At 71.8% G+C, this 14482-nt stretch carries 11 protein-coding genes and 2 pseudogenes; 10 read left to right on the top strand and 3 right to left on the bottom strand.

The annotated features are described in order from the left end of the window. Window positions 1–110: 110 nt before the first annotated feature. The 3 genes from ACZ3KP_RS04610 (at window position 111) to ACZ3KP_RS04600 (ending at window position 3634) form a co-directional block, all read left to right on the top strand. Window positions 111–1637 (top strand): APC family permease, encoded by a 1527-nt coding sequence (locus ACZ3KP_RS04610; protein ID WP_467496294.1) that lies wholly within the window; start codon window positions 111–113, stop codon window positions 1635–1637. Window positions 1638–1703: 66 nt separating this feature from the next. Further along, entirely contained in the window at window positions 1704–2663 is a 960-nt protein-coding gene (locus ACZ3KP_RS04605) for an alpha/beta fold hydrolase (RefSeq protein ID WP_467496292.1), read from the top strand. 56 nt (window positions 2664–2719) lie between these two features. Then, entirely contained in the window at window positions 2720–3634 is a 915-nt protein-coding gene (locus tag ACZ3KP_RS04600) for a squalene/phytoene synthase family protein (RefSeq protein WP_467496290.1), read from the top strand. Here ACZ3KP_RS04600 and ACZ3KP_RS04595 read toward each other — a convergent pair. Then, window positions 3625–5538, bottom strand: coding sequence for a glycoside hydrolase family 97 protein (locus tag ACZ3KP_RS04595; protein WP_467496288.1), 1914 nt, complete (start codon window positions 5536–5538; stop codon window positions 3625–3627). The genes ACZ3KP_RS04600 and ACZ3KP_RS04595 overlap by 10 nt on opposite strands. Window positions 5539–5566: 28 nt before the next feature. Beyond that, window positions 5567–7876 (bottom strand): glycosyl hydrolase family 95 catalytic domain-containing protein, encoded by a 2310-nt coding sequence (locus tag ACZ3KP_RS04590; RefSeq protein ID WP_467496286.1) that lies wholly within the window; start codon window positions 7874–7876, stop codon window positions 5567–5569. A gap of 178 nt (window positions 7877–8054) precedes the next feature. Here ACZ3KP_RS04590 and ACZ3KP_RS04585 point away from each other — a divergent pair. Next, a pseudogene (locus tag ACZ3KP_RS04585) lies at window positions 8055–8499 on the top strand (hypothetical protein). A 25-nt stretch (window positions 8500–8524) separates the two neighbouring features. On the opposite strand, the gene lpdA reads toward ACZ3KP_RS04585, so the two are convergent. Beyond that, window positions 8525–9922 (bottom strand): dihydrolipoyl dehydrogenase, encoded by a 1398-nt coding sequence (gene lpdA, locus ACZ3KP_RS04580; RefSeq protein WP_467496284.1) that lies wholly within the window; start codon window positions 9920–9922, stop codon window positions 8525–8527. A gap of 187 nt (window positions 9923–10109) precedes the next feature. On the opposite strand from lpdA, the gene ACZ3KP_RS04575 reads away from it, so the two are divergent. The 6 genes and pseudogenes from ACZ3KP_RS04575 to ACZ3KP_RS04550 form a co-directional block, all read left to right on the top strand. Next, window positions 10110–10610: a winged helix-turn-helix transcriptional regulator gene (locus tag ACZ3KP_RS04575; protein ID WP_467496282.1), complete on the top strand. Its 501-nt coding sequence runs from the start codon at window positions 10110–10112 to the stop codon at window positions 10608–10610. An 82-nt stretch (window positions 10611–10692) separates the two neighbouring features. Next, the gene (locus ACZ3KP_RS04570; RefSeq protein ID WP_467496280.1) at window positions 10693–11199 is read left to right on the top strand and encodes an SRPBCC family protein; all 507 of its coding nucleotides are present in this window, start codon (window positions 10693–10695) and stop codon (window positions 11197–11199) included. Beyond that, window positions 11199–12266 carry an LLM class flavin-dependent oxidoreductase gene (locus ACZ3KP_RS04565; RefSeq protein WP_467496278.1) on the top strand — a complete coding sequence of 356 codons (1068 nt, stop codon included), beginning with the start codon at window positions 11199–11201 and terminating at the stop codon, window positions 12264–12266. Before ACZ3KP_RS04570 ends, ACZ3KP_RS04565 begins: the two co-directional genes overlap by 1 nt. Window positions 12267–12318: 52 nt before the next feature. Further along, window positions 12319–12702 carry a VOC family protein gene (locus tag ACZ3KP_RS04560; protein ID WP_467496276.1) on the top strand — a complete coding sequence of 128 codons (384 nt, stop codon included), beginning with the start codon at window positions 12319–12321 and terminating at the stop codon, window positions 12700–12702. A 175-nt stretch (window positions 12703–12877) separates the two neighbouring features. Then, entirely contained in the window at window positions 12878–13648 is a 771-nt protein-coding gene (locus ACZ3KP_RS04555; RefSeq protein WP_467496274.1) for a polysaccharide deacetylase family protein, read from the top strand. A gap of 140 nt (window positions 13649–13788) precedes the next feature. Then, window positions 13789–14482: pseudogene (locus ACZ3KP_RS04550) on the top strand (hypothetical protein); the annotation flags it as partial.

The raw sequence follows: 14482 nt of genomic DNA, 5'->3' as shown, positions 1-14482 counted from the left end.
GCGTGACCAAGCGATGGTCAAGAATTGACCTCGCGTGCTTGTGACGTGGTGCGACGCGGCGGATCATTGGCCGAATCCCGCCCCTCCTCCGAGCACGCTGGAGCCCCCCGGTGACCGCTGGCCCTCTCGCTCCCGACCCGGTCGACACCACGGCCGCGGCCCAGGCGGAACGGCGGAAGCTGCGCAAGCACTTCGGCCGCTTCGACATCCTGTTCTTCCTGCTGTGCACGATCGTCGGCGTGGACACCATCGGCGCCGTGGCCGCCCGCGGTGCCGAGGCGTTCACCTGGCTGATCGTGCTGGCCGTGATCTTCTTCGTGCCGTCGGCGCTGCTGATCGCCGAGCTCGGGGCCGCCTTCCCCGACGAGGGCGGCCCCTACATCTGGACCAGCCGGGCCTTCGGGCGACTCGCCGGGGCGGTCAACAACTTCCTGTACTGGATCACCAACCCGGTGTGGCTGGGCGGCACCCTCGCCGTCTCCGCCGTCACCGCGTACACCACCTTCTTCAACGGCGGGAAGGACCTGAGTGCCCCGGCCTTCTACGCCTTCACGCTGGTCTTCGTCTGGGTGGGCGTGCTCGCCGCGATCCTCTCCTTCGACATCGGCAAGTGGATCCCGACCATCGGCGCCTGGAGCCGGTTCCTGCTGCTCGGCCTGTTCACGGTGACGGTCGTGGTGTACGGCGTGCGGCACGGCCTGCACGGCTTCGGTATGAGCGATTTCTCGCCGAGCTACGCGGGCTTCGTCGCCCTGGTGCCGGTGCTGATGTTCAACTACGTCGGTTTCGAGCTGCCCAACACGGCCGGTGACGAGATGACGGACCCGCAGAAGGACGTCCCCTACGGGATCTTCCGCAGCGCCGTCCTGTCGGTGCTGCTGTACGCGCTGCCGATCCTGGGCATCCTGCTCGTCCTGCCGGTCAAGGCCATCACCGGCCTCGGCGGGTTCGTCGACGCCCTCCGCCAGGTCTTCACGGTGTACGGCGGCCATGTCGCCGCCGACGGCACCGCCACGCTCAGCGGGGCGGGCTCCGTGCTCGGCGACCTGGCCGCGATCATGTTCATCCTCACCGTGCTGTCCTCCGGGGTCACCTGGATCATGGGCTCCGACCGCGCCCTGGCGGTCTCCGGCTACGACGGCGCGGCCCCCCGCTTCCTCGGCGTCATCTCCAGCCGGTTCGGCACCCCCGTCCGGGTCAACGTCCTGAGCGGGCTCGTCTCCACCGCGGTCCTGGTCCTGGCCCACGAGCTGACCAACGGCAGCGCGGCCAAGCTCTTCGGCGCCGTGCTCGGACTCGCGGTGTCCACCACCCTCGTCAGCTACCTGGGCATCTTCCCGGCGCTGCCGGTGCTGCGCCGGAAGTACCCGGACACCCCGCGGCCGTACCGCAGCCCGCTCCCCCGGCTCGTCAGCGCGGTCCTCACCCTGCTGATCCTGTTCGCGAGCGTACAGCTGGTCGCGCCAGGACTCGGCGACCACTGGTTCGGCGCCGGCTACGCACCGGACGGCTGGAGCCACGCCGAACGCTGGCAGTACCTGCTGACGGAGCTGGTTCCGCTGATCGGGTTCATGCTGCTCGGAGTGGTGTTCTGGGCATCGGGCAGGCCCACCCGGCAGGCGGCGGGAGACCGCTGACCCGGGGCCTGTCCCACCGCTGGCCCGGGGCACCACCGGAAGATCATTGCGCGTACGCTCGTGCACATGGTCCAGCATCGAATGATCGACGTGAACGGGATCCGGCTGCACATCGCCGAGCAGGGTTCCGGCCCGCTGGTCGTGCTCCTGCACGGCTTCCCCGAGTCCTGGCACTCCTGGCAGCACCAGTTCGGCCCGCTGGCCGAGGCCGGGTTCCGGGTGGTCGCCCCCGACCAGCGCGGGTACGGCGCCAGCGACCACCCCGAGGACGTCGCGGCGTACAGCATCTTCCACCTGGTGGGCGACGTCATCGGGCTGATCCGGGAGCTGGGCGAGGAGCGGGCGTTCGTGGTCGGGCACGACTGGGGCGCGCCGGTGGCCTGGCACACCGCGCTGCTGCGGCCGGACCTGGTGCGCGGGGTGGCCGGGCTGAGCGTGCCGCCGCCGTTCCGGGGCGAGCGGCCGCCGCTGCGGGCCATGGACGAGATGTTCGGCGGCCGCTTCTACTGGAACTACTTCGAACGGCCGGGTGTCGCGGACGCCGAGTTCGGCCGCGACCCGCGCACCACGCTGCGGAAGTTCTTCACCATGGGGGCCGGTGACGCCCACGGCGGTGAGGTCCGGCAACCGCTCGTCGACCCCGAGCGCGGCTGGCTCGCGGACCTGTCCGACCCCGAGACGCTGCCCGGCTGGTTCACCGAGGCCGATCTGGACGCGCTCACCGAGAGCTTCTCGCGGGGCTTCACCGGCGCCCTGAACTGGTACCGCAACCTCGACCGCAACTGGGAACTGACCGCCCCCTGGCAGGGCGCCGTCGTCACCCCGCCCGCGCTGTACGTCTACGGAGACCGTGACATCGTCCCGGCGTTTCCGGGCACGCCCGAACTCATCGAGCGCCTGCCCCAGTTGATGCCGAACCTGGTGCGCGAGCCGCTGCGGCTGGCGGGCTGCGGGCACTGGACCCAGCAGGAGCGCCCGGACGAGGTGAACGCGGCACTCCTCGAGTTCCTGAAGTCCCTTTCCTGAGGCCGTGGTTCGCGCCCGTTGGCCGGGCGGTCCGCGGCGCCCTCTACGATCACGGGGTGAGCGCGTGGAACAAGACCCTGACCGCCGCCGGCATCACGGAACCGCGACTGCGCCGGGATTTCGGCGCCCAGCGGCGGACGGTGCGGCGGTACCGGCGCAGCGCCTACCTGGCCTGCCGGGTGCTGCTGCCGCCCGCCGTCCTGCCCCATGTGATCGCCGCGACGGCCGTGATGCACCACGGGGACGTCCTCCTGGACTCCGGCCCGAAGCCGGGGCGGGCCGCCGCCTGGGCCGTCTGGGAGGAGCGGGTGCGCACCGCGCTGGAAACGGGGGCCAGTGACGATCCGCTGATCCGCACACTGCTGCACACCGCCTCCGCGTTCCCCCGGCACCGGGAGGCCGTGGAGACGTATCTGACCACCGCGGCTGCCGAGTTGGCGTTCGACGGCTTCGCGACGGAGGCCGACTACCAGGCCTACGTGGACGCCTACGCCCTTCCCGCCTTCCTGCCGATCGCCGGTCTGCTGGGACCGGAGAGCGACCCTGACGGACGGTACCGGGCGGGGTGCCGCACGCTCATCGACGGCAGCCAGCGGCTGGACTTCGTCAACGACCTGGCCGAGGACCTGCGAGAAGGGCATCCGGGGATCCCGGCGGAGACGCTGAAGCGGTTCTCGGTCACGGTGGCGGACCTGGTGGCGGGCCGGGACTCCGCAGGTCTGCGCTCCCTCGTGGAGCAGGAGGTGGAGCGAGCCCGCGCGGATCTCCGGGCGGGCCGGGAGGTACTGGCGCTGGTGCCGGCACCCCACCGGCCGATGGTGCGGGCCCTCATCGAGATCGAGCTGATGACGGCGGAGGCGGTACTGGCCCGCGGCACCGGGGTGCTGCGCGGTTCCGCGTCGCCGTCCACGGCGGGCACGCTCCGGCTGCTGCTCGGCGCCCGCCGCGAGGCGGTGCGGGCTCAGCGGTAGCAGGTGGTGACACCCGGCCGCCAGCGGCAGGCGAGGGCGGCGAAACCGCCGTTCGCCACCACGTCGACGCTCAGCTCCTGCCCGCCGCGCAGGACTCGCCGGTCCTGCACGAGTCCGTCTGCGCCGTCCCTGACCGTCTGCACCAGCCAGCGGCCGGCCCCGAGCGTCAGCGGCACCTCGGCCGTGTGCGCGGCACCCGCGTACACCCCGCCCAGGAACCAGCGGTCCCCGCTGCGGCGGGCGAGGACGGCCTCCTGTCCGGGGCTGCCGGCCAGCAGCCGGGTGTCGTCCCAGGCGGCCGGCTCCTGGTCCAGGAAGTCCCGGGCGAGGGGGCGCTGGTCGTACGAGTCGGGGGTGCCCGCGAACATCTGGAGCCCGGACTCGTAGGCGACGGTGAGCCCGAGCTCGGCGGCGTCGGAGTTCGGGCGCAGGCCGGCCCGCTGGAAACCGCCGGGGGTGAAGTCCATGGAGCCGATCACGTTGCGGGTGAAGGGCAGGGTGGTGAGGTGGGCGGCGGTGTTGGTGCGCTTCTCCTCACCGCCGACGGCCTCCATGGTCATCACCTGGGGCCAGGTGCGCTGGATGCCCTTGGGGAGGGTGGCGCCGTGGAAGTCGACCATGAGGTGGTGGGCGGCGGTCTCCGCGAGGACGGTGTCGTACCACTGGAACATGGACTGCGCCTCGGAGTTCATGAAGTCGATCTTGACCCCCTTGACGCCCCAGCGTTCCAGTGTCGGCAGCCACTGGGCGCGCTCCTCGGGAGTGTCGAGGTCGCGCTGGTGGATCCAGACGATGATCCCGACGCCCCTGGCGCGTGCGTAGTCGACGAGTTGGGGCATCCAGCTGTCGGTCGCCCAGTCGGGGTCGGTGACGTCCCACTCGTCCTTCTTGAAGTACCAGCCGGAGTCCACGGCTTCGTAGGGCCAGTGGTGCGCGGCGGCGTAGTCGACGTACGCCTCCTGCGCGTCGAGGCTCTGGCCCGCCGTGCGGCCGCCGGCCAGCCAGGTCCACAGCACGGTGCCGGGGCGGATCCAGGAGGAGTCGCGGACCTTGGAGGCGGCGGCGAGGTCGTCGGTGAAGGTGGACCGGGCGACGGTGGCGAGACCGCCGGTGACGATCGCCCGCCAGGGGGTGGTGAGGGCGCCGTCGGTGCGCACGCGGTCGTCGGCGAGCCGGACCCGGTAGGTACCGGTGCCCTGGGTGTGCGCGAGCCGGGCGCCGGAGTAGCTGCCGGTGAGGTCGGACTCGGCGAGCAGGGCGTAGCCGCCCGGCGTGGCGAAGAGGGCCTGGTCGGAGTAGGCGCCGGTGGGGGCGGTCGCGGCGGTGTACTGGCTGAACTGGCCCTCGTTGTCGACCCGGTAGGTGCTGAGCCAGGCGCCCGCGTCCGGGGGCAGGTCGAAGGCGGAGGTCTCGCCGAGGACGTCGCCGTACCCGGTGGGCAGGACGTACCGGTAGGCGACGCCGTCGGCGGAGGCGCGGACGACGAGGTCGAGACGGGCCCCGGCGGCGGTGGCGAAGGACAGCCGGGTCTCGTCCATGTGCACCCTGCGGTCCAGGCGCTTGCCGGACTTCGCCCGGTAGTGCTCGTCGACCGTGCGGTCCCTGCGGTGCAGGAACCGCAATCCCTGGGAGAGGTCGGCCCGTTCGGCGACGATGCCGACGGGTGACGGCTCGATGACGGTACGGCCGTCCCGGGTGACCGTGAGGCTGAGGGTGCCGGTGGTGTCGTCGAGGGCTATCCGGGCGCGGGGTGCGTGGGCCGACTCGGTCACGGTCCAGGCGTGGGGGCGCTGTCCGGCCCGGGCGGCGGGCGCGGTGGTGAGGAGGGCGGTCGCGAGACCGGCACAGAGCGCGGCGGCCACGGTCCTTCTGACGGGGATGACGCGCATGACGGGACCAGCCATAGGGGAACCCCTGTCTTCCGGTGGGTGGTTACGGCAGTCCCCACGCCGCGCCCGGTTCGCTGACGGCGACGGGGGCGATGACGAGGTCGGGGCGGGCGCCGGAGTACACGAGGACCTCGCGGCCGCGGGGCAGGTCGACGGCGAGGGTGCCGTCGCCGAGGTCGTGGGTGCGGGCCGGGGTGCCGTCGTCGAGGAGGGCGGTGAGGGGGCCGGTCAGGCCGTGGCGGAGCCTGAGGGGTTCACCCGCCAGGCTGCGGATCCGGACGAACCGCGTCTTGCCCGCCTTCCGGACGGCGCTGACCAGGAAGGCGCCCTGGGTGCGGAAGTTGTGCAGGGTGAGGTCCGCCCAGGCGGTCGGCACGGCCGGGAAGACCCGGATGATCCCGCCCCAGCTCTGGCAGAACATGTCGTGCAGGGACTGCGAGGCGGACAGCGGGGTCTCGATGACCGGACCGGCCTCGGTGTAGTGGGTGTTGGCCCGGCACGGGTAGCGGGTCGTGGGGTCGAAGAACCTGCGGAGATAGCCGATCGCGGTGTCGCCGTCGCCGGTCATGGCGTACATGGAGGCCGCGCCCGTGTAGCTGTAGCCCCGGTGGGCACCGGTCAGCGCGTGCCAGCGGGCCACCGACCTCGTGATCAGGTCGCGGTTCTCGGGCTGGTCCCAGTTGACGAGGTACAGCGGGTACACCATCAGCAGGTGGGAGTAGTGCCGGTGGGACTGCGCGTACGGGGTGTCGGCGCCGACCATGAAGCCGTTCTCGTCGACCGGGTACGGCGTGAGCTTGGCCAGTACCTCCCGCCAGCGGGGAGCCAGCTCGTCGTCGAGGCCGAGGAGTTCCGCGGACTCGAGGAGGGTGCGGCAGCCCCAGCGGATCAGGGCCAGGTCGTAGTTGGTGTCCTGCGGCGGGACGACCGGGTACTCGGGCGAGAGCGTGCTCGGGAGGTGCAGCCGGCCGTCGCTGCCCGGGGTGAGGAAGTGCAGGTAGTAGGAGATCGCGCGGCGCAGCACCGGGTAGATCGTGTCGCGCAGCAGGGACGTGTCCATGGAGTGGCGGTAGGACAGCCAGACGTTGTGCAGGGCCCAGGTGAGATCGCCGGTCTCGGCGCCGGTGCCGGGCTCGCCCACCTCGCGGTTCGCGAACATGTCGGAGCTGCGGCCGATGCCGGAGCTGTCCGTGCGGTAGGGGGCGGGCACGTTGGCGGCGAGCTGTTCCTGGTTCTGGCGCAGGGTGGTGGCGAGGGCGTCGAGTTCCGGGTGGTTGAAGGCGTGGATGAGCCAGTACTCGAGCTGGACGTTGAGGTTCCACCAGACGGCGGGCCAGGGGGTGGGTTCCAGCCAGGGTCCGGGGGTGGCCATCACGGGTCCGTCGGCGCGGCTGGCGCAGGCGACCTTGTAGAGCTGGATCCAGTGGAAGCTCTGCAGCCGCTGGTCCGGGAACGACACGAAGCTCTTCCGGTAGAAGGCGTGCCACCAGCGGGTGTGCCGCCCCCGCAGGTCGGCGTACGACCGGGCGCGGCGCAGGTTGCGCCGGGAGTCGGCCTCGGCCGCGGTGTCCGAGGGGAAGCTGTGGCCGACGCTGAGCAGCAGTTCGTCGCCGCTGCGGCGGTAGGAGGTGGCCGTCTGTCCGCCGCCGGTGAGCGGCTGGAGGACCTGTTCGGTGCCGTCGGCCGTGGTCCGGGTGGACCAGGGCGGGTTGGCGGTGTAGCCGGCGGGCGGCGCCTCCTGGATCCTGCGGGGGCTGACGGCCTCCTCGGGATGGAAGGTCCAGGTGGCCCGTTCGCCGCCGTGGGCCGTGACGCGGACGGCGAGGACCTCGCCGTGGACGAGCGCGGCGAGGGTGAGGGTGCCGGCGGTGGTGGTGACGGTGCCGGTGAGTTCGGCGTTCCACAGACTGAGCCGCCAGTCGACGGCCGTGATGGTGCCGACGGGTTCGAGGGTGAGGTGGCCGACCGGGAGGCGGGCGGTGCCCCAGCCGCTGCCGAACTGCGGCCGGTGGTCCTGGACCCGGCCGTGCTGCACGGTGAAGCGGACCTGGTCGGCGCCCGGCTCCTGGTAGACCATGCTCCCGAGCAGCCCGTCACCGAGGAACGGCGCCTCGTACCAGAGGGCGGGCAGTCTGCTCCACAGCAGGTCCTGGCCGCGCAGGAACCGGTCCCAGGCGCCGTCGGTGGTCATGGTGTCGTGGAGTTTCCAGGGGTGCCCGGCCCGTGCGTCGGCCGGTTCCGCCGGGGCCGCGTGGGCGGGGCCGGGCAGGGCCGCGGCCGCCGCTCCCCCGAGGGCGGTGCCGAGCACGGCTCTGCGGGGCACCGGTGAACGTGTCTCCGGCTGTGAGGTCATCATCGTCCTCCAGAGCTGACGGACCCTCGATACATCGGGTGTATGGCGAACCTAGGGACCCGAGATACAGCTGTCAACAACCCCAACAGTGGCCCGTGCGTCCGGATTTCAGCTCAGATTGGTGGCTTGACCTGGGAATTCACATCAATAGCTCCGACACAGCTCCTTGACTCATCGGATGTATAAAGACCCCAAGGGTGTTCCCATCAGGGTGGGGCTTCCCAGGCGGGCCGCCACGCGACCGAACGGGGTGGAATCGCGCCGGCGCATCCTCGACGCCACCGTGGAGATCGCCGGCGAACGGGGCTACGAGGGCACCTCCATCGCGGCGGTCGAACTGCCCGGCATCGAGGCCGGCACCCCGCATGCTCGCGCTGGAGCGCCGCCCCACCGAGCCCCGCGGCCGCACCGTCATCCTCCAGGTGCGTGAGATCGCCGAGCAGCGGGTCGCCGACGTGATCGGCACCCTCTTCCCGGCCCTGCCGGACGTCACGGGCGCCGACGGCCTGTTCGTGCACCGGGAGGTCAACGGGGACGCCGTGGACCTGGTGGCCCTGTTCGCACTGCACGCCCGGCTCGTGTACGAGGCCGCCGCCCGGCTGGCGTCGCCGGCCGGGCGCTGACGGCGACCGCGGCGGGGCCGGCCCGTCAGAGGTTGATCATGTGTCCGGCCAGTCCGTGCAGGGCGTCCTGGACGGCCTCGCTCAGCGTCGGGTGGGCGTGCACGTTCCGGGCGAGTTCGTGCACGGTGAGGTCCCATTTCTGGGCGAGGGTCAGCTCCGGCAGGAGCTCGGTCACGTCCGGTCCGATCAGGTGGCCGCCGAGCAGTTCCCCGTACCGGGCGTCGCTCACCAGCTTCACGAACCCGACCGTGTCGCCCAGGCCGTGCGCCTTGGCGTTGGCCGTGAACGGGAACTTCGCCACCCGTACGTCGAAGCCCTCGGCGCGGGCCTCCGCCTCGGTCCAGCCGAAGCTGGCGATCTGGGGTTGGCAGAAGGTGGCGCGCGGGATCATCCGGTAGTCCAGCTCCATGGTCTCCGCGCCGGCGATGCTCTCGGCGGCGACGATGCCCATCGCCTCGGCGGTGTGCGCGAGCATCAGCTTCGCCGTGACGTCACCGATGGCGTAGATGTGCGGCCGGCTGGTGCGGCAGTGGCCGTCGATGTCGATGGCGCCCCGCTCGGTGAGCCGTACCCCGGTACTGCCGAGCCCGTAGCCCGCGGTGCGCGGCTGGAAGCCGGTGGCCTGGAGGACCTTCTCCGCCTCCAGGACCTGTTCGGTGCCGCCCTGCCGTACGGTCACCCGGACGCCGTCGGCGGTCTCCTCGACCGCCTGCACGGCGGTGGAGGTCAGGATGCGGATGCCCTGGCGTCTGAACCGGCGGGCGAGCTCGGCCGAGACCTCCTCGTCCTCCAGCGGTGCGATCCGGTCGAGGTACTCCACCAGCGTGACCTCTACGCCGTAGGACCGCAGCAGGTAGGCGAACTCGACGCCGATGGCGCCGGCGCCCGCGATGACCAGGCCGGCCGGGAGGGTGTCGGAGAGGATCTGCTCCTCATAGGTGACGACGCGCCGGCCGAGCACCGTGCCGGGCAGCAGTTTCACGGTGGAGCCGGTGGCGATGACGCAGGAGCGGAAGGAGAGCGTGGTCTCGCCGTCCCGCATCCGCACCTGCAGGGTGTGCGGGTCGAGGAAGGTGCCCTGCCCCTCGAACTGGTCGATCCCGTTCTTGCGCATCAGGTAGCCGACGCCCTTGACGCGTCCGTCGGCCACCACCCGGCTGCGCTCGTATGCGGCGCGGTAGTCGAGCGCCACCTCCCCGCTGATCTTCACGCCGAACCTCTCCGCGTCGTGCTGGATCAGCTGGGCGACCTCGGCGTTGCGCAACAGCGCCTTGGCCGGAATGCAGCCGATGTTGAGGCAGACCCCGCCCCAGAACCGCCCCTCCACGATCGCGGTGCGCAGGCCCAGCTGCGCGGCGCGGATCGCGGCCACGTAACCGCCGGGTCCGGCTCCCAGCACGACGACGTCGAAGTCGGTCTGCATGGCTCCACCTCACCTCCGGGGACCGGACCGCTCCGGTCACCAGCGCGACCGATGCCCGAGCGCACACCCGGACTCCCGTCATAACCAGTGAAAGCGCGTGGGGCGCGGATGTCCACGCGGCCGTCTACCCACGGCCGTCAGCTGAGTTTCTTTATGAGACCAACTGGCGGGCCGCTATCGTGAGGACATGAAACGGACCTCGTTCGCCAAGTGGCCGTGCTCGATCGCACGGACCGTCGACCTGCTGGGTGACCACTGGACGCCCCTGGTGGTGCGGGAGGCCTTCTACGGGATCAGCCGCTTCGACGAGTTCCAGCAGGAACTGGGCATCGCCCGTAACACGTTGACCGACCGGCTGCGCCTCCTGGTCGACGAGCGCATCCTGGAGAAACGGCAGTACGAGGCGGAACCGCCGCGCTACGACTACGTCCTCACCGAGAAGGGACGCGACCTGTTCGCGGTGCTGGCCGCGATGTCCGCGTGGGGCGACCGGTGGCTCGCCGGGGAGCGGGGCGTGCCCGTGGTGTTCCACCACGGGGCGTGCGGCCACGACACCGCTGCCGAGGTCGTCTGCGCCCAGTGCCGGGCGCCGTTGCGGGCCGGGGAGACGTCGATGCGGATGGGGCCCGGATATCCCGAGCGGCTCGCGCAGCGGCCGGAGATACGGCGGCGGTTCGGCGCCGAATGAGCCCGTCGCACTCCCTTGACAAGCAGAGTCTCATGTCGCAACCCTGATGGGAGATACTCTGACGGCGAGGAGGCCGACGGTCTTGGAGTGGACGGGCGCACGCTACGCGGACAAACCCACGGTCGAGGTACGGACCTGGATCGACGCCCCGCCGGCCACGGTGTGGGCGCTGGTCAGCGACATCGAGCTGATGCCGGGCATGAGCGCGGAACTGCGGTCCGTCTCCTGGCTCGACGGTGCCACCGGGCCCGCGGTCGGGGCCAGGTTCGTCGGCCGCAGTGAACACGAGGCGTTCGGCAGCTGGGAGACCACGTCCGAGGTGACCGAGTGCGAGGCGGAGTCGGTTCTCGCCTGGGCCGTGCAGGACCCGTGCGCCCCCTCCGCGGTCTGGCGGTTCCGGCTCCGCCCCGAGGCCGGCGGGACCGAGCTGTCGCAGTGGATGCAGCTGGGACCGGGGCGTTCCGGGCTGTCGGTGGCGATCGACCGGATGCCGGACAAGGAACAGAAGATCGTCTTCGTACGGCTGCGGGAGTTCGAGCGGAGCATCACCGCGACCCTCGCCGAGATCAAGAAGCGGGCGGAGGCGTGATGCGCGCGGCCACCACGATCGAGGCCTCGGGCGGCGAACACTGGTCCCAGCAGGCCGATTTCGTCGTCGAGGCGGAGAAGCTGGGCCTGGACGTCTGCTGGGTCGCCGAGGCGTGGGGCTCCGACGCCCCCTCCGCCCTGGGCTACTACGCGGCACTCACCGACCGGATGCTGCTCGGCTCCGGTGTGCTGCAGCTGGGCACCCGGACCCCGACGGCCGTGGCACAGACGGCCGTCACGCTCTCCAACCTGTCCGGCGGGCGTTTCCTGCTCGGTCTCGGCGCATCCGGCCCCCAGGTCGTCGAGGGACTGCACGGCGTCCCCTTCGCCAGGCCGCTGCGGCGGATGCGGGAGACCGTGGAGATCGTGCGGCGCGTGCTGGACGGCGGCCGACTCTCCTACTCCGGCGCGGAGTTCACCGTCCCCCTGCCCGGCGGCGAGGCCGTCCCGATGCGGCTGTCGATGCGCGCCGAGCACGAGATCCCGGTGTACCTGGCCGCCCTGTCCCCGGCCATGCTGCGGCTGACCGGTGAGGTCGCCGACGGCTGGCTGGGCACCAGCTTCGTGCCCGAGGGCGCCGGCGACGCCTACTTCGCGCACCTCGACGAGGGCCTCGCCCGTGGCGGTCGTACCCGCGGGGACCTGGATGTCTGTCAGGGCGCCGAGGTCGCCTTCGCACCCGACGAGGAGGCCCTCGGGGCGATGGTCGCCGGGCGGAAGAAGGAACTCGCCTTCAGCCTCGGCGGGATGGGCTCGGCCTCCACCAACTTCTACAACAACGCCTACAGCCGCCAGGGCTGGGCCGACGTCGCGGCCGAGGTGCGCGAGCGATGGCAGGGCGGCGACCGGGACGGCGCGGCGGCGCTGGTGACGGACGAGATGGTGCTCGGTACGACGCTGATCGGCACGGAGACCATGGTCCGCGACCGGCTGGCGGTCTGGCGCGACGCCGGGGTGGACACGGTCCGGCTCTACCCCGCCGGGGCGACCGTGGAGGACCGGCTGACCACCCTGGGACGCGCGATCGAGCTGGTCCACGAGACCGACGGGGGCATCACCGGGACGTGACTCGACCGCCGTGCCCGGGGGGGGCGGCGGCGCCGCGATCTACGATGATCGGATGCTGACGTTCACCGATGTCGTCCTCGACTGCCCCGACCCCTGGAAGCTGGCCGAGTTCTACGCCGAACTGCTGGGCTGGGAGATCAACACCGAGATCAGCCAGAAGGACTGGGTCAACCTGCGCAACGACGGCGTGGAGCTGTCCTTCCAACGGGTGACGGACTACCAGCGGCCCAGCTGGCCGGGCCAGGAGCATCCGCAGCAGTTCCACCTCGACTTCGAGGTGGACGAGTTCGAACCCGAGCGGCGCCGGGTGACCGAACTGGGCGCCACCTTCCAGAAGAGCTTCGTGGGCGAGTCCGGCTACGGCTGGCAGGTGTACACCGACCCGGCCGGGCATCCGTTCTGCCTGTGCCGCAACCCTCCCCGGTCCACACCGTGATCTCACGAAGACCGCCAACACCGATCGTTGCGCCCGGCGTTAGAGATCACGCAGAGAGCCTGTCGCAGAACACCCGCGGATTTGTCCGCGATCGGTAACGGACGGATCCGGTGCCCGCCGCCGTCCGTCCTGACGGGTGCACGAGATCGACGGAACGACACGGATCGGGGCGGACATGGCGCGGCACGGCGCACGGGGTTGGTACGGCCAGATGATCGCTGGGGCGCTCGGGGTCACGGCGGTGGCCGTGGCCGCCTCGCTGTGGACCGCGCAGGCCGGTCCCGTCAACGGATCCGGGGGCGCGGGGAGTTCGGCGCACCGCACGGTTCCGGAGGTGACCCCGGTGTCGGTGGAGATCACGCATGCCTCGGACCGGGGCGCCCGGGGTGTGAACATCACCATCGACGACGGCCCGGACCCGGTCTGGACCCCGCGGGTGCTGGAGGTGCTCAGGGAATACGGCGTGAAGGCCACCTTCTGCATGATCGGCCCGCAGGCGCAGGCACATCCGGACCTGGTCAAGGCGGTGGTGGCGGCCGGGCACCGGCTGTGCGACCACACGGTGTCGCACGACGTCACGATGGACAAGAAGTCCGAGGCCTACCAGTCCCAGCAGATCCTGGACGCCGAGCGCATGATCACGAAGGCGTCCGGTGGGGTACGACCGCTGTACTACCGCGCCCCGGGCGGTGCCTTCACTCCGTACAGCCGCAAGATCGCCGCCTCCCACGGCATGCGCCCGCTGGGCTGGAACGTCGACTCCAAGGACTTCGAGCGCCCGGGCACCGCCGCCATCGTCGGCACCGTGAAGAACGAGATGTCCAACGGTCCGACGATCCTCTTCCACGACGCGGGCGGCGACCGTTCCGAGACGGTGGCCGCGCTGCGCGAGGTCCTGCCGTGGCTGAAGGAGCAGGGGCGTTCGTTCGGCTTCCCGGTGCGCTGAGCCCCGGCCGCGGTCCGGCTCCGGCCCGGCGCACGGCGGGTCCCCGCACATGTCGCGGACGGTCCGGTGGTGGCAGCATATGAGGCGTGTGCACGGTGCGGCGGCGGGGCCGCCCGTGCCGGGGCCGGCGGGAGGTGCGCATGTCGCGGCGGGCGCCACGGTGGCTGACGTGGTTGCGTCGCAGGGACCCGGACCTCGCGGCGACCCGGCGGGCCGGGCGCACGGCAGTGGTGATGCCCGCCCTGTTCGCCCTGTGCACCGAGGTGCTGCGCTCGCCGACGATGGCCAGTTTCGCCGCGTTCGGGTCCTTCTCGATGCTGCTGCTGGTCGACTACTCCGGCCCGATGGTGGAGCGGCTGCGGGCGCAGGTGGCGCTGGCGCTGGCCTGGCTGGTGCTGATCTGCGTGGGGACGCTGGCCGGGCGGGAGATCTGGTCGGCCGTGGCGGCGACGGTCGTGGTGGGTTTCCTGGTCCTCTTCGCGGGCGTGGTCAGTTCGGTCCTGGCGGGCAGCTCCACGGCCCTGCTGCTGGCCTTCGTGCTGCCGGTGAGCGCGCCGGTGCCGCTGTCGCAGCTGCCCGACCGGCTGGCGGGTGCGGGGCTCGCGGCGGCGCTGGCGCTGCCCGCCGTCGCCCTGCTGTGGCCACGGCCGGTCGCCGACCCGCTCAGCGCCCCGGCGGCCGCCGTCTGCCGAGCCGCCGCCGGGTACCTGCGCACCCGGGCCACCCTGCCCGGCCCGGATCTGCCGAGCCCGGACCTGCCGAGCACCGACCCGCCGAGCACCGACCCGCCGAGCGCCGAGCTGCCGGGCACCGACCCGCCGAGCACCGAGCTGC

This window comes from Streptomyces sp. NPDC020958, assembly GCF_055562175.1.
This window is presented reverse-complemented; position numbering and strand designations above follow the sequence as displayed.

Coding starts and splice junctions, on each gene's coding strand:
- ACZ3KP_RS04575 (WP_467496282.1), top strand. CDS start 10,110: ATGAAACGGACCTCGTTCGCCAAGTGGCCGTGCTCGATCGCACGGACC.
- ACZ3KP_RS04590 (WP_467496286.1), bottom strand. CDS start 7,876: ATGACCTCACAGCCGGAGACACGTTCACCGGTGCCCCGCAGAGCCGTG.
- lpdA (WP_467496284.1), bottom strand. CDS start 9,922: ATGCAGACCGACTTCGACGTCGTCGTGCTGGGAGCCGGACCCGGCGGT.
- ACZ3KP_RS04605 (WP_467496292.1), top strand. CDS start 1,704: ATGGTCCAGCATCGAATGATCGACGTGAACGGGATCCGGCTGCACATC.
- ACZ3KP_RS04560 (WP_467496276.1), top strand. CDS start 12,319: ATGCTGACGTTCACCGATGTCGTCCTCGACTGCCCCGACCCCTGGAAG.
- ACZ3KP_RS04595 (WP_467496288.1), bottom strand. CDS start 5,538: ATGGCTGGTCCCGTCATGCGCGTCATCCCCGTCAGAAGGACCGTGGCC.
- ACZ3KP_RS04555 (WP_467496274.1), top strand. CDS start 12,878: ATGGCGCGGCACGGCGCACGGGGTTGGTACGGCCAGATGATCGCTGGG.
- ACZ3KP_RS04565 (WP_467496278.1), top strand. CDS start 11,199: ATGCGCGCGGCCACCACGATCGAGGCCTCGGGCGGCGAACACTGGTCC.